Here is a 23,240-nt window from a genome sequence, read left to right on the forward strand (position 1 = left end):
CATGCAACTCGAATACTTCCACATGATCGACCGGATCGTCGACCTCAAGGTCGACGAGAAGACGATCGTCGTCGAAGCCCAGGTCCCCATGGAGAGCACTGTCTTCGAGGGGCACTTCCCGGGTTACCCCTTGATGCCGGGCGTGCTCCTGATCGAATCGATGGCGCAGGCCTCGGGCTTTCTCCTGCTCGGCGTTCTGAAATTCGAGCGCATGCCGATTCTCGCGGCCGTCAAGGAAGCCAAGGTCCGCGGCTCGGTTTTTCCGGGCGAGCTGATGACGCTCGAGGCGAGCGTGGCCCATGAGGGCTCGGGCTACGCCATGACCGAAGCCAAGATCAGGGTCGGTGGCAAGCTGCGCGCCAATTCCGCGCTCACCTTCACGCTGATCCCCTTCCCCAATGCGGATATGCGCGGCTACATGGCGAAAGTCGCCGAGCGCGTCGGCTTTCCGCAACAGGCCGTATCGCCATGACTGACACTGCTTCGAAGCCTGGCCAGACCGAAGTCTGGATCACCGGCATTGGACTCGCGACCTCGCTCGGCGAGGGCCTAGACGCCAACTGGGCCGCGCTTTCCGAGAAACGCATCAATGTCGACGAGAAGCGCTTTGCGCCCTACATCGTGCATCCCCTGATGCCCGTCAGCTTCGACAGCCAGATCCCGAAGAAGGGCGATCAGCGCCAGATGGAAGCCTGGCAGCGCATCGGTACCTACGCCGCCGGCCTTGCGCTCGATTCCGCCGGGATCAAGGGCAACAAGGACATCCTCTCAAAGATCGACATGGTGGTAGCCGCCGGCGGTGGCGAGCGCGATCTCAACGTCGACACCGGCGTCTTGACGGCCGAGGCCAAGGGCGCGAACGCGCCCGGCTTCCTCAACGAGCGCCTCATGAGCGATCTGCGCCCCACTTTGTTTTTGGCGCAGCTCTCCAACCTGCTCGCCGGCAACATTGCCATCGTGCACGGGCTCGGCGGCACATCGCGCACCTTCATGGGCGAAGAGGTCGCCGGCGCCGACGCCGCCCGCATTGCGCTGGCGCGCATCGCGTCGGGCGAGAGCGACATCGCGTTGGTCGGCGGCTCGCACAATGGCGAGCGCAAGGACCTGCTCGTCCTCTACGAATTCGGCGATTTCAACCTCAAGGACAAATTCGCTCCCGTGTGGGCGCGCAAGGATCACGCCGGCTTCGCGCTGGGATCTGCCGGCGCCTTCCTGGTGCTGGAGTCGAAGGCGCATGCGCAAGCGCGTGGCGCCAAGCCGTTCGCCAGATTGACCAGCGTCGTCGCCGACCTCGCCCGGCGCAAGCAGCCCGGCGACATGGCCGCGACGCTGGAGCAGCTGTGGGCCAAACTGCCCCGGCGCGAAGGCAAGGGCGCGATCATCTCGGGCGCGACCGGCGCTGAACCCGCGACGAGCGAAGAGCATAGCTTCCTGAAGGGCCATGCCGACTTCCCGGTGCGCTCGACCGGCACGATGTTCGGCCACACCATGGAGACGCAATTCCCGCTCGGCATCGCGCTCGCCGCGCTGTCGATCTCACGCGGTGCGCTATTCCCGCCGAACGATTCGACCGGCACCGAGATTGAAATGCAGGGAGCGCCCAGCCAGATTGTGGTGGTCGGAGCCGGACACTGGCGCGGCGAAGGCATGGCGCTGGTCGAGGCAGTTGGCTAGCTCACCCGGGGGATCGACATGACTGCACCACGCGACAAACTCGGGCGCCCCGTCGTCGTCGTCACCGGCATGGGCATCATGACCTCGCTTGGTGCCGGCAAGGCCGACAATTGGGCCAAGCTCCTCGCCGGTGAATCCGGCATCCGCACCATCACGCGTTTTCCGGTCGACGGCCTGAAGACCACGATGGCAGGCACGGTCGATTTCGTCAGCGTCGATCCGTTCTCCTCCACCGGACTGTCCGAGCGGATGGCCGAGCTCGTGACGGAGGAAGCGCTCGAACAGGCCGGTATCGGCGCGAAGGCCGATTTCCCAGGCCCCCTCTTCCTCGCGGTTGCGCCGGTCGAGGTCGAATGGCCCCAGCGCCGCGAACTCGGCCGCGCCGTCGGCGCGCCCGATTTTACCTATGACGATCTCCTGCGCATCTCCGGCGGCGGCAAGTACAGTTCCTATCATCACCGCTTCATGTTCGGCTCGGTCGCCGCGCATCTCGCCGAGACCTTCGGCACCAAGGGCTCTCCGATCTCGCTGTCGACCGCGTGCGCCTCGGGCGCGACCTCCATCCAGCTCGGCGTCGAGGCGATCCGCCGCGGCGAGACCGACGCTGCGCTGTGCGTGGCGACCGACGGCACCGTGAATCCGGAAGCGCTCGTGCGCTTCTCGCTGCTCTCGGCGCTGTCGACCCAGAACGATCCGCCGCAGGCGGCCTCCCGCCCCTTCTCCAAGAACCGCGACGGCTTCGTCATGGCCGAAGGCGCCGGCGCGCTCGTGCTGGAAAGCTACGAGGCCGCCACCGCGCGCGGCGCAAAGATCCTCGGCGTGATCGCCGGCTGCGGCGAACTCACCGATTCCTTCCATCGCACCCGCTCGTCTCCTGATGGGAAGCCGATCATCGGCTGCATGAACAAGACACTGGCCGATGCCGGTATGACCCCGGACCAGATCGACCACATCAACGCGCACGGCACCGCGACGCCCGAGAACGACAAGATGGAGTTCAACACGACATCGGCCGTGTTCGGCGAGCTCGCGCAGAAGATCCCGGTGACGTCCAACAAGTCGATGGTCGGCCACACCATCTCGGCCGCGGGCGCCGTGGAAGCGATCTTCTCTCTGCTCACGCTCGAGCATCAGCGCATCCCGCCGACGATCAACTACGAGACGCCGGATCCGACGATCCTGTTCAACGTCGTCGGCAACACGGCCCGCGACGCCCGCGTCACAGCGGTGATGTCGAACTCGTTCGGCTTCGGCGGCCAGAACGCCTCGCTGATCCTGACCCGCGAACCGGTCTGACCGACTGCAGAATGGCGCTGATTTCCATCGGCACGAAGATTCGCGCGCGGAATGCAGCCAAATCGCTCGGCGGCAGCCTGATCGGTGCTGCCACGGTCGGCATGTTGCGCGCCACGCGCTATTTCGACCCGGTCAAGACCTCGGACTTCTTCGCACGTGCGACCAAGCTGATCGGCCCGCGCCTGCGCGAGCACCGCATCGGCCGCGCCAACCTCAAGGCCGCCTTTCCCGAGAAGTCGCCCGAAGAGATCGAACAGATCCTGATGGGCGTGTGGGACAATCTCGGCCGCGTCGGCGCCGAGTTCGCCCATATGGATCAAGTCTGGGACTATGACCGCGAGCATCCGGAGCGAAGTCGCATTGAATTGCCGGAAAGCAGCATCGAGCGCTTCGATCGCATTCGCGACGACGGCAAGCCGGCGCTGATCTTCTCGGCCCATCTCGCCAATTGGGAGTTGCCAGCTCTCGCCGCTGTCGCGCACGGTCTCGACACGGCGATCCTCTACCGTCGGCCGAACATCGCCTCAGCCGACCGCATCATCCAGGAGATGCGCCAGGTCAACATGGGCACGCTGATCCCGGCCGGGCGCGATGCGCCGCTGCGCCTCGCGCAGGCGCTGAAGGACGGCAAGCACGTCGCCATGCTGATCGACCAGTATCTGACCGGCGGCGTCGAGGTCACCTTCTTCGGCCGCAAGACCCGCGCCAATCCCATGCTGGCGCGCCTGCTGCGTCAGGTCGAATGCCCCATTCACGGCGTGCGCGTCATCCGCAAACCGGGGGGGCGCTTCGCCGCCGAATTGACCGAAGAGATTCCGCCGGTGCGTGATGCCGAGGGCAAGATCGACATCCAGGGCACCACGCAGGCCGTCACCGACGTCGTGGAAAGCTGGGTGCTCGAACATCCCGAGCAGTGGTTGTGGCTGCATCGCCGGTGGCGGTGATTTTCTCCGTCATCGCGAGCGAAGCGAAGCAATCCAGAGTCTTTCCGCGGAAACGGTCTGGATCGCGTCGTAGCCTCGCTCCTCGCAATGCCGGGTACTCTCAGCGCCCGGTCTTCACCTTGGTCCACAGCCGGTTGATGATCCGCTGGGTTGCCGGATCGCGCGCGGTGATGACGAATAACTTCGCGAGCGTCGCGTCGTCCGGATAGATATTTTTGTCGCCGAGGATCTTCGGATCGACCAGCTTCTGGCTGGCGAGGTTGCCGTTGGCGTAGGACAGGAAGTCCGAGTTCTTGGCGGCAACGTCGGGGCGGTAGAGATAGTTGATCAGCTCGTAGGCTTCCCTGACATTCTTGGCGTCCGCGGGGATCGCGAGATTGTCGAAGAACATCTGCGCGCCCTCCTTCGGAATGGCATAGCCGATCTCGATGCCGCTCTTGGCTTCCGCGGCGCGCGCACGCGCCTGCATGATGTCGCCGGACCAGCCGACGACGAAGCAGATTTCGCCGGTGGCGAGCGCGCTGAGATATTCGGATGAGTGGAATTTGCGTACCGACGGGCGGACTTTTGCGACGACATCGGCGGCCTTCTCGAGGTCCGCCTGCTTGGTCGAATTCGGATCGAGCCCGAGATAGTTCAAGGCCGCCGGAAAGATGTCGTCGGCGGAGTCGAGCATGTGGACGCCGCAATCCTTGAACTTGGCGAGGTTCTCCGGCTTGAAGACGATGTCCCAGCTGTCGATCCTGGCATCGGGTCCAAGGATCGCCTTCACCTTGGCCACGTTGTAACCGATGCCTGTCGTGCCCCACATGTAGTTGGCAGCGTAGTCGTTGCCGAGATCATATGTCGCAAGATGCTTGGTGACCATCGGCCAAGCATTGGCGAGGTTCGGCAGCTTCGTCTTGTCGAGCTTCTGGAAGATGTTGGCCTTGATCTGCCGCTGCAGGAAATAGGCCGTGGGCACCACCACGTCATAGCCGGACTTGCCGGCCATCAGGCGCGTCTCCAGCGTCTCGTTGGCATCGAAGGTGTCGTAGACCACCTTGATGCCGGTCTCCTTGGTGAAGGCCTCCAGGACATCTGGCGCCATGTAGTTGGACCAGTTGTAGAAATTGACGACGCGCTCCTCGGCCCTGGTGGGGACAGGAAGCAGCGTCAGCACGGCGGCGATCGCGAGGCCAAAGCCAAATCCGCAGCGGCTGACGTTCGTCATCTTTTCTACCTCTTGCGACCGCGCACCGCGTCCGACAGCCGCTCCAGCGCGGTGTCGAGGGTCTCGTCCTTCTTGGCGAAGCAGAAGCGGACCACCGAGGTCACCGGGTCCTGCTCGTAGAAGGCCGAGACCGGGATCGCGGCGACCTTGTAGTCCTTCACGATCCGCCAGCAGAACTCGGTATCGCTCTCGTTCAGCCCGAGCGGCGACAGGTCGACGGTAAGGAAATAGGTGCCCTGCGACTTCAGCACGGGGAAGCCGAGGCTCTCCAGGCCCTTGGTCAGGCGGTCCCTGCTCCGCGTCAAATCCTTGCGCATCGACAGGAAATACTCGTCCGGCTTGCCGAGCCCATAGGCGACGGCAGCCTGCAGGTTCGGCGCGGTGGTGAAGGTCAGGAACTGGTGCACCTTGGCGGCGACGCGCAGGAGCGGCGGCGCGGCGCAGACGAAGCCAATCTTCCAGCCCGTCAGCGAGAAGATCTTGCCGGCCGAGCCGACCTTGATGGTGCGCTCGCGCATGCCGGGAATGGTGATCAGCGGGATGTGCTTGTGCTCGTCGAAGGTGACGTGCTCCCAGACTTCGTCAGTGATCGCGATGACGTCGAACTCCTGGCAGTAACGCGCCAGCAGCTCGAGATCCTCGCGCGGATAGACCACCGCGCTGGGATTCAAGGGGTTGTTGAACAGCACCGCCTTGGTCTTTGAATTGAAGACGCTTTTCAGCATGTCCTCATTCAACCGCCAGTGCGGCGGCTCCAGCCGCACGAGGCGCGGAATGCCACCGGCCTGGCGGATGATCGGCAGATAGGAATCATAGACCGGCTGGAAGCACACCACTTCGTCGCCGGGCTGGACCACAGCGAGGATCGCCGAGGTCAGCGCCTCGGTACCGCCGGAGGTCACCATCACCTCGCTCATCGGATCGAGCTTGAGCCCGTGCCAATGGCCGTAATGGGTGGCGATCGCCTGGCGCAGCTCCGGCAGGCCCATCATCGAGGGGTACTGGTTGTAGCCGTTCAGCGAGGCCTCGGCCGCGGCGCGACGGATGTCCTCCGGGCCGGGATCGTCGGGAAAGCCCTGGCCGAGATTGATTGCGGCGTTGTCGCGCGCCGCCTGCGACATCGCCTCGAAGATGGTGACGGGAAGGTCGGCGAAGACCTTGTTTAGCGAGGAGCTCTTTGTCGGCATCGCGGGGTCAGCCACCGACCTTGCTGGGAAGCCCTGCGGCCTTCCAGCCCAGCATGCCGCCGGCCAGATGCTTGTCGTAAGGCAGGCCCGCCGCCTGCGCCGCGAGCGAGGCCGTCACCGAGCGTTTTCCGGAACGGCAGGCGAACACGACGTCCTTGCCCTGGGGATCCGGGATCGCCTTGGGATCGAAGGTCGAGAGCGGCACCACGACGCCGTAGGGATAAGCCTCGGCTTCGACCTCGTTCGGCTCGCGCACGTCGACGAGGAGATAGCGGCCTTCCGCGACACCCTTGGACACCTCGTCCGGGGTCAGATCCTGCACCTGGTTCGCCACATCTTCCTCCAACATCGCGCGTACCCGCCGGACGTGTCCCGGCCGGCGGCAACCTCGCCTCTCGGCTCACGAAAATCAAGCGCTACAAAGGCTTGAGCCGCGCGGCGCAAGTTAAAGCTAAATCGCAGCGACTTGAAGTGCGGCGTTGGCTGGCCGGCTAGATCGTCACCTGAGTGCCGACCTCGACCACGCGGCCGCTTGGGATCTGGAAATAGTCGGTGGCGTCATTGGCGGAGCGGCTGAGCGAGATGAACAGCCGGTCCTGCCAGCGCGGCATGCCGGAATGAGCGGCGGGCTTGAGCGCCCTGCGCGACAGGAAGAACGACGTCGACATGATGTCGAACTGCCAGCCGAGCTTGCGGGCGATCGCCAGCGCTTTCGGCACGTTCGGCGATTCCATGAAGCCGAACTTCAGCGTCACCTTGGAGAAGGTCGGGCTGATCTGCTCCAGCTTCACGCGCTCGGCCGGATCGATCCGCGGGGTCTGCGCGGTCTCGATGGTGAGAATGACGTTCTTCTCGTGAAGCACCTTGTAGTGCTTCAGGCTGTGCATCAGCGCGGTCGGCGCGCTGAGCGGATCCGAAGTCAGGAATACGGCGGTGCCGGGCACCCGTTGCGGCGGCCGCTTCTCCAGCATTGCCACGAGGTCGGCGAGCGGGAACTCGAGCTTGCGCGACTTCTCGAACAGGAGCCGGCTGCCGCGCCGCCACGTGTACATCAGGATGATCATGAGGGCGCCGAGCGCCAGCGGCACCCAGCCGCCCTCGAACACCTTGAGCAGGTTGGCAGCGAGGAATGTGAGGTCGAGGAACAGGAACGGCGCAATCAGCGTTCCCGCCGCGAGCGGCGACCAGCGCCAGACCTTCCAGATCACCACGAAGCCCATCATCGCGGTGACCACCATGGTCCCGGTGACGGAGATGCCGTAGGCGGACGCCAGCGCGCTGGACGAGCGGAACAGCAGCACAAGCAGCACCACCGCGACCAGCAGAAGCTGGTTGATGCGCGGGATGAAGATCTGGCCGGAATGGGCTTCCGATGTATGGCGAATTTCGAAGCGCGGCAGCAGGCCGAGCTGGATCGCCTGGCGCGTCAGCGAATACGCGCCGGTGATCACCGCCTGGCTGGCGATGACGGTCGCCATGGTGGCGAGCACGACCATGCAGCCGCGGACGAAGCCTTGCGGGAAGAGCTGGAAGAACGGGCTGACGATGGCGCCGGGATCGCCGAGCACGAGCGCGCCCTGCCCCAGATAGTTCAACGCCAGCGACGGCAGCACGATGAACAGCCAAGCGGTCTGGATCGGCCGCTTGCCGAAATGGCCGAGGTCGGCATAGAGCGCCTCGGCGCCGGTGACCGCCAGGAACACCGCACCCAGCGTGACGAAGCCGATGATGCCGTGGTGGAGCATGAACGAGACCGCATAAAGCGGGTTCAGCGCGTACAGGACCTGCGGCTGCTGGATGATCGGATGGATCGCCGCCACAGCAAGGACCGCAAACCAGACGCACATGATCGGACCGAAGAAGGCGGCGACTCGGGCGGTTCCGCGCGACTGAACGGCGAACAGGCCAACCAGGATGATCACGGTCAGCGGCACGATGTAGGGCTCGAACCGAAGCGTGACGTCCTTCATGCCCTCGATCGCCGACAGCACCGAGAGTGCCGGCGTGATCACGGCATCGCCGTAGAACAGCGCGCCGGAGATGATACCGAGCAGGACGATGGTCGTCCCGCCGGTTCCGACTGCGCGCTGAGCCAGGGCCATCAGCGCCAGGGTGCCGCCCTCGCCATTGTTGTCGGCGCGGAGCAGGATCACGACGTATTTGAGCGTGACCACCACGATCAACGCCCACAGGATCAGGGAGAGTACGCCGAGCACGGCAGCCGGCGTCGGCACCCCCTCCGCGCCCGAGGCGGCCATCACCGCTTCGCGGAACGCGTAGAGCGGGCTTGTGCCGATATCGCCATAGACGACCCCGATGCTGCCGAGCGTCAGCGCCCCGAAGCCGGCGGTCGTGTGGGCGTCGCCATGCCCATTGGCCGCCGCCGTTTCCGGGGCGGAAATCGCTACGTCACTTGTCATGGGAGAGCCCGATGGCCTCTAAAATGCTTCACTGCACAACGGCTGAAGAGCGCGCGGCTTATAGTCCTGCGCTGCTGGCATAGCCTAGCCCGATTTTGGGCCCTTGCCATGCGAATTCCGCATGGATGCGCCAGTTTCGTTCAGATAGTGACCTGGGTTCCGACTTCAACCACGCGCCCGGTGGGAATTTGGAAATAGTCGGTGGCATCGTTGGCCGACCGGCTGAGCGCGATGAACAGATGGTCCTGCCACAGCGGCATGCCCGACTGCGCCGACGCCTTCAACGACCTCCGTGACACGAAGAACGACGTGGACATGATGTCGAACTGCCAGCCCTGCTTGCGCGCGATCGCGAGCGCCTTGGGCACGTTCGGCTGCTCCATGAAGCCGAAGCGCAGACGGACTTTCGAGAACTTGTCGCTGACCTTCTCCATGCGGAACCGCTCCGCCAGGTCGACCCGCGGCGTCTGCGCAGTCTCGATGGTCAGGACCACGTTGTGTTCGTGTAGCACCTTGTTGTGCTTGAGATTGTGCAGGAGCGCAGTCGGCACGAACGAGGGATCGCTGGTGAGGAACACCGCGGTGCCCTTGACGATGTGCGGCGGCCGCTTCTCCAGGCTTCGGATCAGGTCGTCGAGCGGCACCTCGATCCGGCGCGTCTTCTGGATCAGGATCCCGGAGCCCTTCCGCCAGGTCCAGATCGTTCCCGCCATGGCCACGCCGAACAACAGCGGCACCCAGGCGCCCTCGAGCAACTTCAGGAGATTGGCGGCGAAGAAGCTCAGATCGACGATGACGAAGGGCACGATCACGGCCGCAGCCGTCGCGGCGCGCCAGTTCCACAATTTCCAGATCACGACGAAGCCCATGATGCCGTCGGCGACCATGGTGGTAGAGACCGCGATGCCGTAGGCGGACGCCAGATTGCTGGAGGTGTGGAACAACAGCACCAGCAGCATCACGCCAATCAGCAGCAACCGGTTCACCCGCGGCAAATAGATCTGGCCGGCATGGGTTTCGGAGGTGTAGCGGACCTCGAAGCGCGGCAGGAGGCCGAGTTGCACCGCCTGGTAGACCAGCGAATAGGCGCCGGTGATCACCGCCTGGCTCGCGATCACGGTCGCCGCGGTCGCAAGCCCGACCAGCGGCAAGACCAGATACTCAGGCACCATGCGGTAGAAGGAATGCTCGATCGCACTGGGATCGGACAGCACCAGCGCGCCCTGCCCGAAATAGTTGATCAAGAGCGCGGGCAGCACGAAGAACATCCAGGCCGACTGGATCGGCTTGCGGCCGAAATGGCCGAGATCGGCGTAGAGCGCCTCGCCGCCGGTGACCGCCAGAAACACGGCGCCGAGCGTGACGAGGCCGATCGTGCCGTGCGACAGCAGGAATTCCAGCGCGTAATAGGGATTGATCGCAGCCAGCACCGACGGATCGTCGGCAATATGGACGGCGCCCATCACCGCCAGGCAGGTGAACCAGATCACCATCACAGGCCCGAACGCCGAGGCCACCAGCGCCGTCCCCTTGCTCTGGACCGCGAACAGCAGCACCAAAATGAACACGGTGAGCGGCACGACATAATGTTCGAACGCCGGCGTGGCGAGCTTGAGACCTTCGACCGCCGACAGGACCGAGATTGCCGGCGTGATCATGGAATCGCCGATGAACATCGAGGCGCCGACCACGCCGAGCGCGAGCAGGAACCAGCTTCGCCGCCCGAGCGCGCGCTGACCAAGCGCCATTAGCGAGAGCGTGCCGCCCTCCCCGTTGTTGTCGGCGCGCAGCAGCAGCAGAACGTATTTGGCGGTGACGACGATGAAGAGCGCCCACAGAATCAGCGAGAGCACGCCGAGCACGATGACCCGGGAGACCGGCTCGCCGTGGGCTGCACCCCTGACGGCCTCATGGAATGCGTAAAGCGGCGAGGTGCCGATATCGCCGAAGACGACGCCGATGCTCCCGAGCGTAAGGGACCAAAAGCCCGAGGTGACCGGCCCGTCCTGGGTCTCAGTCTGTGTGATGCTCGCCGTCATGGAGGTGGAAAACGCTTCTTCCCTGGAATTGATCCGGCGCCTTTCGACGCTTCCGGCGCGCCTGTCAATCGGCGCACCACCATAGCAGGCGCCGAGCCGGATGCTGTGACAAGGCAGCAACGCTCAGCGTTCAGGCGACGAGATGCCTCAGGTAAGATGGTAGCGCAAGGGGCCCTATTTGGCGGATACGATCTCGTCGGAAAACCCGCGCCGACTCTGCCGACGCTAACTTCCAGGTCCGGATCATGCTTTAGGGCTTCAGATTCGGCGGCAGCGGCGGATCTTCGCGCATCAGGGTGATGGTCACCCGCCGGTTCGCCGCGAGCGAGGGATCGTCGGGAAACAGCGGCTGGGTGTCCGCCTTGCCGGAGACGGCGAAGATGTGCGACGGCGGCAGGCCCTCGCGTTCGAGGATCTGACGCACCGCATTGGCGCGGTCGGCCGATAGATCGAAGGCGCCGTAATCGCTGCGGTTCGGCACGAAGCCGGCTGCGGTGTGGCCGGCGATGGAGACGCGCAGCGGCGTGGCCTTGAGCGGGATCGCGAGCTTCTCGACCAGCCGGCGGGTGCGGTCATAGGGCACCTTGGAGCCGTCGGCGAACATCGAGCGGCCGTCCTGGTCGACGATCTCCAGGTTGAGACCCTGCTTGGTCTCCTCGAACATGATGTGCTTGGAAATCTCGGTCAGTTCCGGCATGTCCTGCAAAGCCTGACGCAGCGAGGCTGCGGCAAGCGCGAAATTGCGATCGACCTTGATCTTCGCCCCGGACGTCTTCTCGCGGTCTTCCTGGTCGGGGGTCGGCGTATTCGAGGAATCCTCGGGCTGGATATGGTCGACGTTCTTCAGCCGCGGGCGGGTCGGCAGGCCGTCGGACTCGACAATGCCGGAGTAGCGCGCCTCGCTCTGCACGCCGAACGCCTCGCGCATCGAGCCCGCGACGATCTTCAACTTGTTTGCGTCCTGCGTCGAGAACGCAACCAGCATCACGAAGAACGCCAGCAGCAACGCCATCAGGTCGGCGAAGGTCACGAACCAGCCGTGACCGCCGTGTGCCTCTTCGCGCTTTTTCTTGGCCATTGTTCAGATCCCGGCGTCGACTGTTACGCCGGAACCGGCTCGGCCTCGGCGTGACGGTGCTTTTCGGGGAGGTAGGCCAACAGCATTTCGCGCACCAAGGTCGGGCTCTTGGAGTCTCGGATCATCAGAATGCCGTCGATGATCAGCGTTCGGTTGGTCTCTTCATCCACCAGCTTGCCATGGAGCTTGTCGGCTATCGGCAAGCAGACCAGGTTGGCGACGACGGCGCCGTACAGCGTCGCCAGAAGCGCGGTGGCCATGAACGGACCGAGCTTGGAAGGGTCCGACATGTTGGAGAACATCTGCACCATGCCGAGCAGCGTGCCGATCATGCCGAACGCAGGCGCGCAGTCGCCGACGGCGCGATAGATCTTGCTGCCTTCGTTCAGATGCAGCAGGAAATTATCGCGATCGCGCTCCATGTTGTCCCGGATGAAATCGAGATCGTAACCGTCGGCGACGTAGCGGATGCCCTTGGCGAGGAACGGCTCGTCGGTCTCGACTTTTTCCAGCCCGACCGGCCCCTGCTTGCGCGCGATTTCGGCAATGCGCGCGAGTTCGTCGACGAGGTCATGAGCCGAGAGCTGGCTCAGGGTAAAGGCAAACTTTGCGCCCAACGGCACGCCGTGGATCATCGCCGACAATGGAAAGCGGATCATCGTTGCCGCGAACGAACCGCCGAAAATCACGATCACCGCGTGGATGTCGTAGAACATCCCGAAGCTGCCGCCCATCAGGATCAGCGTCGACACAACAACGGCGCCCGCGACAAGGCCGACAAGTGTTGCGATATCCATTATCGACTCCAACGCGTACTCAACAACGGCCATCCTGGCCGCTGGCGCGGCCCAACCCGAACCGCAGCAGGAACCCTAGAGCGCCGCCCTTAAAGCCGCGTAAAGGTTAAGTTGAGCTCGCGCACGAGGTCGGCACGTCGCATCGGAACAAGGCTGGATTTGCCGGAACATGACGGAAATCTCAATGGTTTGCTAACCATAAGGCGGCGGAAGTACGATCAATCCCTTCGAAGCCGGTGGCACGACCTCATCATGGGTGCGGCCCTGCGCCACGGGCGACGACCTGGATGAGCGGCTATCGTTCGTTCCGGCGGGTGCTCGATCGTGGGAGCGATTTGAAATGGTGACGCTGTTCGGTTTTCTCACCGCGGTGCCGGCGGTGCTGGCGCTTCACCTGCTCGAGCCGGAACTCGTCCTGCCGGCATTCAGCGTTTTGCTCTTCGTCGAAGCCGCGTTCGCAGTGGTTGCAGCCCGATTGATTCACAGCACCCACAGTGCAGACGACATCACGCTGTGGGATCTCGCAGGTGGCTTCACCTTGATCGGATGCGCCGCTGCGGTGCTCGGTGAGCCCGATCAGGCCGCACTGTTTCTGACCGAACAGGGCGGCCCTCGGCAGGCATCATCGCCGTAAGCTCAGTGAATCTCCGCCGAGCGCTTCAGTGCGGCCTTCAGCTTCTCCAGCGAGAAGTCGGGGCTGCGGGCGATTTCCAGGATCGGCGTCTCGCGGCGGCCGCAGAGTTCGGCGGCCTCCGGCAGCTTGGCGGCGATGTCGAGCGGGATCACGATGGCGCCATGCTGGTCGGCGTGGATCAGATCGTCTGACCTCACGGTCATGCCGGCGACGCGCACCTCGCCGCCGAAGCTCTCCGCATGCACCCAGGCATGCGACGGGCCGATCGAGCCCGCGAGCGCCTGGAAGCCAGGGGCCCATTGCGGGATGTCGCGGATCGAGCCGTCGGTGATGACGCCGAGACAACCGAGCGCCTTGTGCACGTTGCTCTGCACCTCGCCCCAGAACGCGCCGTAGCCAACATCGGGGCCGTCGATATCCTGGATCACCGAGATACGCGGACCATGGCCGGTGCCGACATATTCGTAATATTCAATGCGGCGCTTCGACTGCTCCTCGGCGGGCAGCGAGGATTTCAGCACCGAGCGGATCGCGACCGTACGGGCATAGCCGACGATCGGCGGCAGGTCGGGGAACGGGCAGACCAGTGGCTTGGTGGTGTAGCCGATCAACCGGCGCTCGGGCGCCACGATCTCCATGGCGTTGCAGATCGTCGGCGTGTCGTAGCGGCCCAGCGCTTCGAGGACGGAAGCGGGCAGCGGCCCGGTCGCTTTGTCAGTCACGGCGTTCTCTCCCAGATTGGCGGTCGCTGTTGGCGCGATGCCGCCTGCACAGGGCGATATAGCCGAGATCAGGTCTCAACCCAACTCGGGCCGGCCTCATGGCAGATATCCGCGTGGGGCCGCTCAGTGCAGGCGCCCGGGCCGGTCGTCGTCCTCGTTCGGCGGCTCCGACAAATTCGCCAGCGTCGGTGCCGAAGGTGGCGAAGTGATCTCGTCTCCCGAGGTCCCGGTCGCCTCCAGCGCGCGCGCCTGGTCGCGATAGGATTTGTAGCCGAGCGGCAAGGCGAGGAGATACAGTACCGTGCCGATCGACAGCACGTGCCAGGGATAGGCGATCAGCAGCGCGATGAAGACGATGACCGCGACGAATGCCGGCAGCACCAGTTCGGGCGGCACGCGCATGCGCTTGGTCTTGCCGGAGAACACCGGCAGGCGCGACACCATCAGGAAGGCGATCAGCAGCGTAAAGGCTGCCGTCATCGCGGCGGGCCAGCGACCGAGATCGAGGAACGCGACATAGATCGGCAGCAGTACGGTGATCGCGCCGGCGGGCGCCGGCACGCCGGTGAAGAAATTGGCGGCGAAGGCCGGCTTGTTGGGATCGTCCATGGTGGCGTTGAAGCGCGCCAGGCGCAGGCCGCCGGAGATCGCGAACACCATGGCGGCGATCCAGCCGGCGTTGCCGAGTTCGTGCAGCTGCCAGAAATACAGCATCAGGGCCGGCGCGACGCCGAAATTGACGAAATCGGCGAGGCTATCGAGCTCGGCGCCGAACTTGGACTGGCCCTTGATCATGCGCGCGACGCGGCCGTCGATGCCGTCGAGCGCGGCCGCGAACACGATGGCGTAGACGGCGAGCGACATCCGCCCCTCGATCGACAGGCGGATCGAGGTCAGGCCGGCGCAGATCGCCAGCAGCGTGATGACGTTGGGCACCAGCATCCGCACCGGAATCGGGCGGAACCGCCGGCGGCGCGTGTCGGGATCTTTGAAGTCATAGGGCGTCATCGCGGGTCCTCACCTCAAGGCGAGATATAGCAAGCCGCGTCCCCCTCCGCCATCGGGGCGGAAGGCCCCCACAGGCCTGGTTAATTGGCGCGGAATGCGCGGCCGGGGTCGTCGCCGGCAAGGTCGGCCAAGATCGTCTCGCCGGCGATCGCGGTCTGCCCTTCCGAGACCAGCGCCTTGGTCCCCACAGGCAGATAGACATCGAGCCGGGAGCCGAAGCGGATCAGGCCGAAGCGCTCGCCGGCGCCGATCGCCTGGCCCTCCCTGACGAAGCAGACGATGCGCTTGGCGACGAGTCCTGCGATCTGCACCACGCCGATCCGCGCCGTCGGCGTCGAGATCACCAGCGAGTTGCGCTCATTGTCCTCGCTGGCCTTGTCGAGCTCGGCATTTATGAAGAGGCCGGGCCGGTAGGCGATGCGGTCCACCCTGCCCGCGACCGGAGCGCGGTTCACGTGGCAGTTGAACACGCTCATGAACACCGAAATGCGCGGCAGCGGCCGGTCACCGAGGCCGAGCTCGGCCGGCGGCAGCGCCATGGTGATCATCGAGACGCGGCCGTCGGCGGGCGACACCACCAGCCCCTCGCGCACCGGCGTCACACGGACGGGATCGCGGAAGAACAGCGCGCACCAGACGGTCAGGATCGTGCCGATCCACCCCAGCGGCGACCACAGCCAGAACAGGACGAGGCTTGCCAGCGCAAAGCCGCCGATGAAGGGATAGCCCTCCTTGTGGATCGGCGGGATCTGACGCTGGATCGAATCGAGAATGGACATCGCTATCTGCCGCTCGGGGTTAATGGCGCGGGTCGTCGCGCGGGCCTGTTTAGGCCAGAGTTGGGACCGGAGACAAGGTCACACCGCTGCCGCAGGCGCCGTCAGGGCGTCGTCGACCGGCGGCGGCTCCCGGTTGGGCGCTTCGCCGGTATCGGCTATCTTGGCCAGTTTCTCGCGGGCCGCCTCCGCCTCACGCTGCCTGTTCCACATGCTGGCATAGAGACCGCCATGCGCGAGCAGCTGGGCGTGGGTCCCCCGCTCGGCAATGCGGCCCTGGTCCAGCACGATGATCTCGTCGGCGCCGACGATGGTCGAAAGCCGGTGCGCGATCACCAGCGAGGTGCGGTTCTTCGCCACGCGGTCGAGCGCGCCCTGGATTTCGTGCTCGGTATGGGTATCGAGCGCCGAAGTCGCCTCGTCCAGCACCAGGATCGGCGGCGCCTTCAAGACGGTGCGCGCGATCGCAACGCGCTGCTTCTCGCCGCCGGACAGCTTCAGCCCGCGCTCGCCTACCTGGGTCTCGTAGCCCTTCGGTGCCAAGCGGATGAAGTGATCGATTTGCGCCAGTTGCGCCGCCTCTTCGACTTCGGCGTCGCTGGCGTCCCAGCGACCGTAGCGGATGTTGTAGCGGATGGTGTCGTTGAACAGCACGGTATCCTGGGGCACCATGCCGATCGAGGCGCGAAGAGAATTCTGGGTCACCGCGCGGATGTCCTGGCCGTCGATCAAAATCTTGCCGCCGGAGATGTCGTAAAGGCGGAACAGAAGGCGCGAGATGGTCGACTTGCCTGCACCAGAAGGGCCGACGATGGCGACGGTCTTGCCGGCGGGCACCTCGAAGCTGATGCCCTTGAGGATCGGGCGGGTCGGCTCATAGGCGAAGCGCACATCCTCGAAACGAACGGTGCCGGCGGAGATGACCAGCGGCTTGGCGTCAGGTGCGTCCTTGATCTCGGCCTCGCGGCCCAGCACATTGAACATCTTCTCGATGTCGATGATGGCCTGCTTGATCTCGCGATAGACCATGCCCATGAAGTTCAGGGGCTGGTAGAGCTGGATCATCATGGCGTTGACCAGCACGAAATCGCCGACCGTGTTTGTGCCGTTGCGTACGCCGATCGCGCACATCAGCATGGTCGCGGTCAGCCCGAGCGTGAAGATCACAGCCTGGCCGGTGTTGAGCACGGCGAGCGACGTATAGGAGTGGACGCTCGACTCCTCGTAGCGCGCGACAGACTTGTCATAGCGCTCCGCTTCGCGCGCCTCGGCGCTGAAATACTTCACGGTCTCGTAGTTGAGCAGCGAGTCGATCGCCTTGGTGTTTGCCTCGGTGTCGGAATCGTTCATCTTGCGGCGGATGCCGATCCGCCACTCGGTCGCGATGTAGGTATAGTACATGTAGAGTGCGACCGTGATAAGGGTCGCGACCACGTAGCGCCAGTCGAATTGCCAGAGCAGCACGGCCATCAACAGCGTAACCTCGACGATGGTCGGGATCAGCTGCAGGATCACCATGCGCTCGATGACCTCGATGCCCGCGCGGCCGCGCTCAAGCACGCGCGTCAGGCCGCCGGTCTTGCGCTCGAGATGAAAGCGCAGTGACAGCTCGTGCATGTGGATGAAGGTGATGGTGGCGAGCTTGCGCACCGCATGCATGGCGACGCGCGCGAAGATGCCGTCGCGCCATTGCGTGAGCAGCGCCATCAGAACGCGCATCACTCCATAGCTCGCGGTCAGCAACAGTGGCGAGGCGATCACCCAGAGGTGCCAATTGTCCGCCTGCACCGGCGCCGTGTTGGCGCCGGTCAGCGCGTCGGTCGCCCATTTGAAGCTGAACGGCACCGTCAGCGTGATCAGCTTGGCGGCGATCAGCAGCACGAGCGACCACACCACGCGCATCTTCAGGTCGAAACGGTCGCCCGGCCAGATATAGGGCCACAGATGGGCCAGCGTACCCATCAGCGTCGCCCGCTCCGGCTGGCCGCCGGCAGGATTGGGAACGTCGGCGCCGTCGAACGATTGAGGTTGGTCCATCAAATATGCCTGAAAGCCCGCCGGATGCGGGCGTCGCTACGATTAACGATTTTCGCCCGTCATATAGAGCCTTCCCGATGTCAAAGCACCCCGCCAGATGGCGAATCTTCGATTGTTTGTCGCCATTTACCGGTAAATTCCCAGGAGTATCGAATCACCGATTGGGCTTGACGCCTCTTCGCTGCAATGCATCATGGTCCCAATGAGCACGATCAAAACCGTTTGCGTCTATTGCGGCTCCGGCCCCGGAACCAATCCCAACTTCATCGAAGCGGCGAAGGCGCTCGGCAAAGCGCTGGCGGACAACAAGATCCGCCTCGTCTATGGCGGCGGCTCACTCGGCATGATGGGGGCGGTCGCGACCTCGGTTCTGGATCACGGCGGCACCGTCACCGGCATCATCCCCGACTTCCTGCGGATGCGCGAGAACGCGCTGACGCGCGTGCAGGAGATGGTCGTCACGCCGGACATGCACGAGCGCAAGCGGCTGATGTTCGAACGCTCCGACGCCTTCGTGGCCTTGCCCGGCGGGCTCGGCACGCTCGAAGAGCTGGTCGAGCAGCTGACCTGGCAGCAACTCGGCCGTCACGCCAAGCCGGTGCTGCTCGCCAATGTCGACGGCTTCTGGGAGCCCCTGTTCTCTCTGGTGTCCCACATGCGGCAAACCCAGTTCATCCGCGCCGGTCTTTCCGTCGATATCCTGAAGGCGGACAAGGTCGAGGAGATCGTCCCGCGGCTCCGCGCCGCGGCTGCGCAGATCCCCGACAGCCAGCGCGATCTCGCGCCGGAAGTGGCGCGCAAGCTGTAGCGCCCTACTCTGCCGGAAACGTCACCGCCTCGATCCGGTTGCCGTCGGGGTCGGTGACGAACGCCGCGTAGTAGCGCACGCGATCGTGCGGACGGATGCCCGGCGCACCGTCCGAAGCGCCGCCGGCGGACAGCGCTGCAGCGTGAAACGCATCGACCTCGCTTGTCGTCTTCGCTCGCAGGCAGATATGAACGCCGCTTTCGGGGGCTACGGGCGGCATGGCTTCGCGCAGATTGATCCAGAATTCCGGATAGGCCTTGCCGAAACCAACCATGCGCGGTCGCGTGACGAGGCGCGAAAGGCCGAGGGCGGCGAGCGTCGCCTCGTAGAATTTCGCAGAGCGTTCGAGATCGCTGACACCGACGGAGATGTGGTCGATCATCGACTGCGCTCCCCATTGCCCGTAGGCTCTCCTACGCCGGCGCCCCCGACTTCACCAGCTTGTAGATCACCGAATCCATCAGCGCCTGGAACGAGGCGTCGATGATGTTCGGGGAAACGCCGACCGTGGTCCAGCTGTCGCCGTTCTCGTCCTCGCTCTCGATCAGGACGCGGGTCACCGCGCCGGTGCCGCCGTTGAGGATCCGCACCCGGTAGTCGATCAGCGTCAAGCCCTCGATGTATTTCTGGTACTTGCCGAGATCCTTGCGCATGGCGACGTCGAGCGCGTTGACGGGACCGTTGCCTTCGGCGGCCGAGATCAGGTGCTCGCCGGCGACGTCGACCTTCACCACGGCCAAAGCGACGGTGACACGTTCGCCATGCGAATTGTAGCGCTGTTCGACATTGACGTCGAACTGCTCGACCTCGAAATAATGCGGTACCTTGCCGAGCGTGCGGCGCGCCAGCAGCTCGAACGAGGCGTTGGCGGATTCATAGGCGTAGCCGGCAGCCTCGCGCTCCTTCAACTCCTCGACGAGGCGCGTCAGCTTCGGATCGCTTCTCTCGTAAGGGATGCCGGCGCGGTCGAGCTCGGCGATGACGTTGGACCGTCCGGCCTGGTCCGAGACGAGGACCTTGCGGTGGTTGCCGACGGCCTCGGGCAGCACATGCTCGTAAGTCTGCGGATCCTTCAGCACGGCGGACGCATGGATGCCGGTCTTGGTGACGAAGGCGCTCTCGCCGACATAGGGAGCGTGCCGGTTCGGCACGCGGTTGAGCATGTCGTCGAGCGTGCGCGAGACCTTGACCAGGGTCGTCAGCTTCTCGGCGGAGACGCCGATCTCGAAGGCGTCTGAATACGCCTGCTTCAACTTCAACGTCGGAATCAGCGAGCAGAGATTGGCGTTGCCGCAGCGCTCGCCAAGACCGTTCAGCGTGCCCTGGATCTGCCGTGCGCCGGCGCGCACAGCAGCGAGCGAATTCGCCACCGCCTGCTCGGTATCGTTATGGGCGTGGATGCCGACGTGATCGCCGGGGATGTGCTTCGTCACCTCGGTGACGATGGCCTCGATTTCGTTCGGCATGGTGCCGCCATTGGTGTCGCATAGCACCACCCAGCGGGCGCCGGCCTCGTAGGCGGCCTTCGCGCAAGCGAGCGCAAAGCTCGCATCCTCCTTGTAGCCGTCGAAGAAATGCTCGCAGTCGAGCATGACCTCGCGGCCGGCGGCCTTCGCGGCCGCGACGCTGTCGCGGATCGAGGCGAGATTTTCCTCCTTGGTCGTCTCCAGCGCGACGCGCACCTGATAGGCGGAGGCCTTCGCCACGAAGCAGATCGCGTCGGCCTTCGCTTCCAACAGCCCGGCCACGCCGGGATCGTTCGAGACCGAGCGCCCGGCCCGGCGCGTCATGCCGAACGCCGTGAAGCGCGCGTGGGCGAACTTGGGCTTGCTGCCGAAAAACTCGGTATCGGTCGGGTTGGCGCCGGGATAGCCGCCCTCGACATAGTCGATGCCGAGGTCATCGATCATCGCGGCGATGACCTGCTTGTCGGTCAGCGTGAAATCGACACCGTTGGTCTGCGCACCGTCGCGCAGCGTGGTGTCGAACAGATAAAGGCGCTCCTTGCTCATTGTGGCGCTCCGAGCGTCTTCTTCATGGTGGTGTTGGCGAGCCACTCGTCTCCGACGGTGATGGTGTTGCGCTGCATGGCGACGTAGCCGCGCTTGGCGAAAAATCCCTGCGCGGTGTCGCTGGCATCGACCGAGAGATTTTGCGCGCCGCGCCCGCCGGCAAGCTTCTCCAGCGCATCGATCAGCAGCGTTGCGACGCCCTGCCCGCTGACGGCCGGATGCACATAGAGCATGCGGATGTGATCGGTGCCGCGCAGCGATGCAAAACCGACCGGCGAACCCTCCAGCGTCGCGATCAGCGTCAAATCGGACGCGAGGTGCTTGCCGAACTCCTCGCTGTCCGCCGCCTCCATCCAGGCCTGCTGCTGCGCCTCGTTGTAGTCGTCACCGGTCAGCTCCTCGATGTTGGCGGCGAAGATCGCGGCGAGCATCGGAACGTCGTCCGGCAGGAACGGCCGAAGTGCGGGCTTTGGCAAACTCTGTCCCATCGTCCTCACCACATCCCATAGAGCTTGAGCACCAACGCCACGGCGCCCGCGAGCAGCAGGATCTTCAGCGCGATGTAATAGAACCAATGCCGCGGAAACGGCGTGTCGGGACGCTTCATCGCGAAAACTCCCAAGTGGTGCCGTCCTTGGAGTCCTTGATCGCGACGCCCATCGCAGCGAGCAGATCGCGGATGCGGTCGGATTCCTTGAAGTCCTTGCGGCTACGGGCCGCCGTCCGTTCCGCGATCAGGCCCTCGACCTCCTTGGCGTCGACGCCACTGGCCTGTTGCTTGCGACCTTCCCACTGCGCGGCACTCTCGGACAGGAAGCCGAGCAGCCGCAATGACCCCGCCAGGGCGGGTACGTCGCTGCTGCGCAGACCGTGCAGCGCCGCGATCGCCAGCGGCGTGTTGAGGTCGTCGAGCAACGGATCGACCACCGACGCAGCCGGCTTGCCGGGCGCAACGTCGGCCGCGACACGATACCAGTCGTCGAGCGTCTTGGCGCTCTCCTCCAGCGATTTCATGGTCCAGTCGATCGGCGAGCGGTAGTGCGTCTTGAGCATGTTCAGGCGCAGCACCTCGCCCGGCCAGTCCGCGAGCAGCTCATGGATGGTGATGAAGTTGCCGAGGCTCTTCGACATCTTCTCACTCTCGACCTGCAGGAAGCCGTTGTGCATCCAGTAATTCGCCATGCGCTCCCGGTGGAAGGCGCAGCAGGTCTGCGCCACCTCGTTCTCGTGATGCGGAAACACCAGATCGATGCCGCCGCCATGGATGTCGAAATGCTCGCCGAGGTGCTTCCAGGCCATGGCCGAGCACTCGACGTGCCAGCCCGGGCGCCCCTCAGCCTTGATGCCGGAGGGCGACGGCCATGACGGCTCGCCCGGCTTGGACGGCTTCCACAGCACGAAGTCGGTAGCATCGCGCTTGTAGGGCGCGACATCGACACGGGCGCCGGCGATCATCTCGTCGAGCGAACGCTTCGACAGTGCGCCATAGCGCGGCAGCGTCGAATTGGCCGCGTTCATCGCCTGCGGCGAGAACAGCACGTGATCCTCGGCGACATAGGCAAAGCCGCCCTTGACCAGCCGCTCGATGATCTCACGCATCTCGCCGATGTGCTCGGTCGCGCGCGGCTCCACGCTCGGCCGCAACGCACCAAGCGCATCGACGTCGGCATGAAACTGCTTGCCCGTCTGTTCGGTGACTTTGCGAATGGCCTCGTTCAGCGGCAGGCCGGGAAAATCGCGCGCGGCGCGGTCGTTGATCTTGTCGTCGACGTCGGTGATGTTGCGGACATATTTGACGTGCGCCTCGCCGTAGAGGTGGCGCAGCAGCCGAAACAGCACGTCGAACACGATGACCGGCCGCGCATTGCCGATATGGGCAAAGTCGTAGACGGTCGGTCCGCAGACATACATGCGGACGTTCCTGGGATCGAGCGGCACGAAGGCGCGCTTTTCCCGGCTCAGCGTATCGTAGAGGCGCAATTCCATATGGATACCCGTCGGCTGTTGGCCGGGCGTCCAGGTCTCTCAATGCATTTTGAGAAAAGACGGCTCCAGCCAGCGAATCGCTAGCTCGTAATCTCGCAAATGGTGCAAATGGCGAGGAGACCGTTCATGCGGAACATATGGGCTATCAGGCGCCCCTGCGTCAAGGGAGCCGAGAAACGCCCTTTGGCCCGCGATACGCGGCAAGGCTCGTCCAGATAGTTCATATCCTTAACCATTTGAGTCCATTCTGGAACCTGATTGTTCCACCTTTTTGCCTCTCGGTATTTTCATGCGCCCCCTGCTCGCGCTCATTTTCAGCGCATCGATCCTCGCCGCATCCGGCGCCCGCGCCGAGACCCGCGTCTTCATCATCGCCAACGGCTACGCCGACCAGTGCCTGGCCAAGGGTGACAAATGCGGCGCCTCCGTTGCCCGGACCTATTGCCAGTCACGAGATTTTGCCCAGGCATCAAGCTACCGCCGGGTCGATCCCGACGAAATTACCGGCTCTGTCCCCAAATCCGGCACAAATTGCTCCCAAGGGCATTGCGACGAATATGTCGCAATCACCTGCCAGCGCTAATTTACGCGGAGCTGGCGCAGCTTAGG

22 protein-coding genes are annotated in these 23,240 nt (G+C 64.4%); 7 read left to right on the forward strand and 15 right to left on the reverse strand.

What is annotated here, in order from left to right; translation table 11 throughout:
* Position 1: 1 nt before the first annotated feature.
* The 4 genes from JQ580_RS08220 to JQ580_RS08235 are packed head-to-tail and all read left to right on the forward strand — an operon-like array spanning position 2 to position 3,914.
* Entirely contained in the window at positions 2-472 is a 471-nt protein-coding gene (locus tag JQ580_RS08220; RefSeq protein ID WP_212279127.1) for a 3-hydroxyacyl-ACP dehydratase FabZ family protein, read from the forward strand.
* Positions 469-1,674, forward strand: coding sequence for a beta-ketoacyl-ACP synthase (locus tag JQ580_RS08225; RefSeq protein ID WP_212279128.1), 1,206 nt, complete (start codon positions 469-471; stop codon positions 1,672-1,674). Before JQ580_RS08220 ends, JQ580_RS08225 begins: the two co-directional genes overlap by 4 nt.
* Before the next feature lie 18 nt (positions 1,675-1,692).
* On the forward strand, positions 1,693-2,970 hold the full coding sequence (locus JQ580_RS08230; protein WP_212279129.1) for a beta-ketoacyl-ACP synthase: 1,278 nt from the start codon (positions 1,693-1,695) through the stop codon (positions 2,968-2,970).
* A gap of 11 nt (positions 2,971-2,981) precedes the next feature.
* Positions 2,982-3,914 carry a lipid A biosynthesis lauroyl acyltransferase gene (locus tag JQ580_RS08235; RefSeq protein WP_212279130.1) on the forward strand — a complete coding sequence of 311 codons (933 nt, stop codon included), beginning with the start codon at positions 2,982-2,984 and terminating at the stop codon, positions 3,912-3,914.
* A 100-nt stretch (positions 3,915-4,014) separates the two neighbouring features.
* Here the strand turns inward: JQ580_RS08235 and JQ580_RS08240 are convergent, their stop codons facing one another.
* From JQ580_RS08240 to JQ580_RS08270, 7 genes are all read right to left on the reverse strand, one after another.
* On the reverse strand, positions 4,015-5,127 hold the full coding sequence (locus JQ580_RS08240) for a polyamine ABC transporter substrate-binding protein (RefSeq protein ID WP_212279131.1): 1,113 nt from the start codon (positions 5,125-5,127) through the stop codon (positions 4,015-4,017).
* Between the two features lie 5 nt (positions 5,128-5,132).
* Complete coding sequence (locus JQ580_RS08245; RefSeq protein ID WP_212279132.1) at positions 5,133-6,314, reverse strand: aminotransferase; 1,182 nt, start codon at positions 6,312-6,314, stop codon at positions 5,133-5,135.
* A gap of 7 nt (positions 6,315-6,321) precedes the next feature.
* Entirely contained in the window at positions 6,322-6,648 is a 327-nt protein-coding gene (locus tag JQ580_RS08250; protein ID WP_026202463.1) for a rhodanese-like domain-containing protein, read from the reverse strand.
* 157 nt (positions 6,649-6,805) lie between these two features.
* Entirely contained in the window at positions 6,806-8,734 is a 1,929-nt protein-coding gene (locus JQ580_RS08255) for a potassium transporter Kup (RefSeq protein ID WP_212279133.1), read from the reverse strand.
* A gap of 140 nt (positions 8,735-8,874) precedes the next feature.
* Complete coding sequence (locus JQ580_RS08260; protein WP_212279134.1) at positions 8,875-10,773, reverse strand: potassium transporter Kup; 1,899 nt, start codon at positions 10,771-10,773, stop codon at positions 8,875-8,877.
* A 250-nt stretch (positions 10,774-11,023) separates the two neighbouring features.
* Positions 11,024-11,851 carry an OmpA/MotB family protein gene (locus JQ580_RS08265; protein ID WP_212279135.1) on the reverse strand — a complete coding sequence of 276 codons (828 nt, stop codon included), beginning with the start codon at positions 11,849-11,851 and terminating at the stop codon, positions 11,024-11,026.
* Between the two features lie 23 nt (positions 11,852-11,874).
* A complete protein-coding gene (locus tag JQ580_RS08270; RefSeq protein WP_212279136.1) occupies positions 11,875-12,648 on the reverse strand; it encodes a motility protein A in 774 nt (257 codons plus the stop codon).
* A 340-nt stretch (positions 12,649-12,988) separates the two neighbouring features.
* Between JQ580_RS08270 and JQ580_RS08275 the strand changes: the two genes are divergently transcribed.
* Entirely contained in the window at positions 12,989-13,282 is a 294-nt protein-coding gene (locus JQ580_RS08275) for a hypothetical protein (RefSeq protein WP_212279137.1), read from the forward strand.
* A gap of 2 nt (positions 13,283-13,284) precedes the next feature.
* Here the strand turns inward: JQ580_RS08275 and JQ580_RS08280 are convergent, their stop codons facing one another.
* The 4 genes from JQ580_RS08280 to JQ580_RS08295 form a co-directional block, all read right to left on the reverse strand.
* Positions 13,285-14,004: an RraA family protein gene (locus JQ580_RS08280; protein ID WP_212279138.1), complete on the reverse strand. Its 720-nt coding sequence runs from the start codon at positions 14,002-14,004 to the stop codon at positions 13,285-13,287.
* A 123-nt stretch (positions 14,005-14,127) separates the two neighbouring features.
* Positions 14,128-15,012: a CDP-diacylglycerol--serine O-phosphatidyltransferase gene (pssA, locus tag JQ580_RS08285; RefSeq protein WP_212279139.1), complete on the reverse strand. Its 885-nt coding sequence runs from the start codon at positions 15,010-15,012 to the stop codon at positions 14,128-14,130.
* 80 nt (positions 15,013-15,092) lie between these two features.
* Complete coding sequence (locus JQ580_RS08290) at positions 15,093-15,815, reverse strand: phosphatidylserine decarboxylase (RefSeq protein WP_311982302.1); 723 nt, start codon at positions 15,813-15,815, stop codon at positions 15,093-15,095.
* A 54-nt stretch (positions 15,816-15,869) separates the two neighbouring features.
* Positions 15,870-17,825: an ABCB family ABC transporter ATP-binding protein/permease gene (locus tag JQ580_RS08295; RefSeq protein ID WP_212279141.1), complete on the reverse strand. Its 1,956-nt coding sequence runs from the start codon at positions 17,823-17,825 to the stop codon at positions 15,870-15,872.
* A 202-nt stretch (positions 17,826-18,027) separates the two neighbouring features.
* Here JQ580_RS08295 and JQ580_RS08300 point away from each other — a divergent pair, with 202 nt between their 5' ends.
* A complete protein-coding gene (locus JQ580_RS08300) occupies positions 18,028-18,633 on the forward strand; it encodes an LOG family protein (protein WP_212279142.1) in 606 nt (201 codons plus the stop codon).
* A 4-nt stretch (positions 18,634-18,637) separates the two neighbouring features.
* Here JQ580_RS08300 and JQ580_RS08305 read toward each other — a convergent pair whose 3' ends face one another.
* The 4 genes from JQ580_RS08305 to cysS form a co-directional block, all read right to left on the reverse strand.
* Complete coding sequence (locus JQ580_RS08305) at positions 18,638-19,015, reverse strand: VOC family protein (protein WP_212279143.1); 378 nt, start codon at positions 19,013-19,015, stop codon at positions 18,638-18,640.
* Positions 19,016-19,046: 31 nt separating this feature from the next.
* Positions 19,047-20,645 carry a citramalate synthase gene (gene cimA, locus JQ580_RS08310; protein ID WP_212279144.1) on the reverse strand — a complete coding sequence of 533 codons (1,599 nt, stop codon included), beginning with the start codon at positions 20,643-20,645 and terminating at the stop codon, positions 19,047-19,049.
* On the reverse strand, positions 20,642-21,133 hold the full coding sequence (locus tag JQ580_RS08315) for a GNAT family N-acetyltransferase (RefSeq protein ID WP_212279145.1): 492 nt from the start codon (positions 21,131-21,133) through the stop codon (positions 20,642-20,644). Before JQ580_RS08315 ends, cimA begins: the two co-directional genes overlap by 4 nt.
* A 115-nt stretch (positions 21,134-21,248) precedes the next feature.
* The gene (cysS, locus tag JQ580_RS08320) at positions 21,249-22,631 is read right to left on the reverse strand and encodes a cysteine--tRNA ligase (RefSeq protein ID WP_212279146.1); all 1,383 of its coding nucleotides are present in this window, start codon (positions 22,629-22,631) and stop codon (positions 21,249-21,251) included.
* Positions 22,632-22,920: 289 nt separating this feature from the next.
* Between cysS and JQ580_RS08325 the strand changes: the two genes are divergently transcribed.
* Positions 22,921-23,214: a hypothetical protein gene (locus JQ580_RS08325; protein WP_212279147.1), complete on the forward strand. Its 294-nt coding sequence runs from the start codon at positions 22,921-22,923 to the stop codon at positions 23,212-23,214.
* Positions 23,215-23,240 lie beyond the last annotated feature (26 nt).

Origin of the sequence: Bradyrhizobium sp. SZCCT0148 (genome assembly GCF_018129985.1) — a bacterium.
GTDB lineage: Bacteria > Pseudomonadota > Alphaproteobacteria > Rhizobiales > Xanthobacteraceae > Bradyrhizobium > Bradyrhizobium japonicum_H.

Coding starts and splice junctions, on each gene's coding strand:
- JQ580_RS08220 (WP_212279127.1), top strand. CDS start 2: ATGCAACTCGAATACTTCCACATGATCGACCGGATCGTCGACCTCAAG.
- JQ580_RS08225 (WP_212279128.1), top strand. CDS start 469: ATGACTGACACTGCTTCGAAGCCTGGCCAGACCGAAGTCTGGATCACC.
- JQ580_RS08230 (WP_212279129.1), top strand. CDS start 1,693: ATGACTGCACCACGCGACAAACTCGGGCGCCCCGTCGTCGTCGTCACC.
- JQ580_RS08235 (WP_212279130.1), top strand. CDS start 2,982: ATGGCGCTGATTTCCATCGGCACGAAGATTCGCGCGCGGAATGCAGCC.
- JQ580_RS08240 (WP_212279131.1), bottom strand. CDS start 5,127: ATGACGAACGTCAGCCGCTGCGGATTTGGCTTTGGCCTCGCGATCGCC.
- JQ580_RS08245 (WP_212279132.1), bottom strand. CDS start 6,314: ATGCCGACAAAGAGCTCCTCGCTAAACAAGGTCTTCGCCGACCTTCCC.
- JQ580_RS08255 (WP_212279133.1), bottom strand. CDS start 8,734: ATGACAAGTGACGTAGCGATTTCCGCCCCGGAAACGGCGGCGGCCAAT.
- JQ580_RS08260 (WP_212279134.1), bottom strand. CDS start 10,773: ATGACGGCGAGCATCACACAGACTGAGACCCAGGACGGGCCGGTCACC.
- JQ580_RS08265 (WP_212279135.1), bottom strand. CDS start 11,851: ATGGCCAAGAAAAAGCGCGAAGAGGCACACGGCGGTCACGGCTGGTTC.
- JQ580_RS08270 (WP_212279136.1), bottom strand. CDS start 12,648: ATGGATATCGCAACACTTGTCGGCCTTGTCGCGGGCGCCGTTGTTGTG.
- JQ580_RS08275 (WP_212279137.1), top strand. CDS start 12,989: ATGGTGACGCTGTTCGGTTTTCTCACCGCGGTGCCGGCGGTGCTGGCG.
- pssA (WP_212279139.1), bottom strand. CDS start 15,012: ATGACGCCCTATGACTTCAAAGATCCCGACACGCGCCGCCGGCGGTTC.
- JQ580_RS08295 (WP_212279141.1), bottom strand. CDS start 17,825: ATGGACCAACCTCAATCGTTCGACGGCGCCGACGTTCCCAATCCTGCC.
- JQ580_RS08300 (WP_212279142.1), top strand. CDS start 18,028: ATGAGCACGATCAAAACCGTTTGCGTCTATTGCGGCTCCGGCCCCGGA.
- JQ580_RS08305 (WP_212279143.1), bottom strand. CDS start 19,015: ATGATCGACCACATCTCCGTCGGTGTCAGCGATCTCGAACGCTCTGCG.
- cimA (WP_212279144.1), bottom strand. CDS start 20,645: ATGAGCAAGGAGCGCCTTTATCTGTTCGACACCACGCTGCGCGACGGT.
- JQ580_RS08315 (WP_212279145.1), bottom strand. CDS start 21,133: ATGGGACAGAGTTTGCCAAAGCCCGCACTTCGGCCGTTCCTGCCGGAC.
- cysS (WP_212279146.1), bottom strand. CDS start 22,631: ATGGAATTGCGCCTCTACGATACGCTGAGCCGGGAAAAGCGCGCCTTC.
- JQ580_RS08325 (WP_212279147.1), top strand. CDS start 22,921: ATGCGCCCCCTGCTCGCGCTCATTTTCAGCGCATCGATCCTCGCCGCA.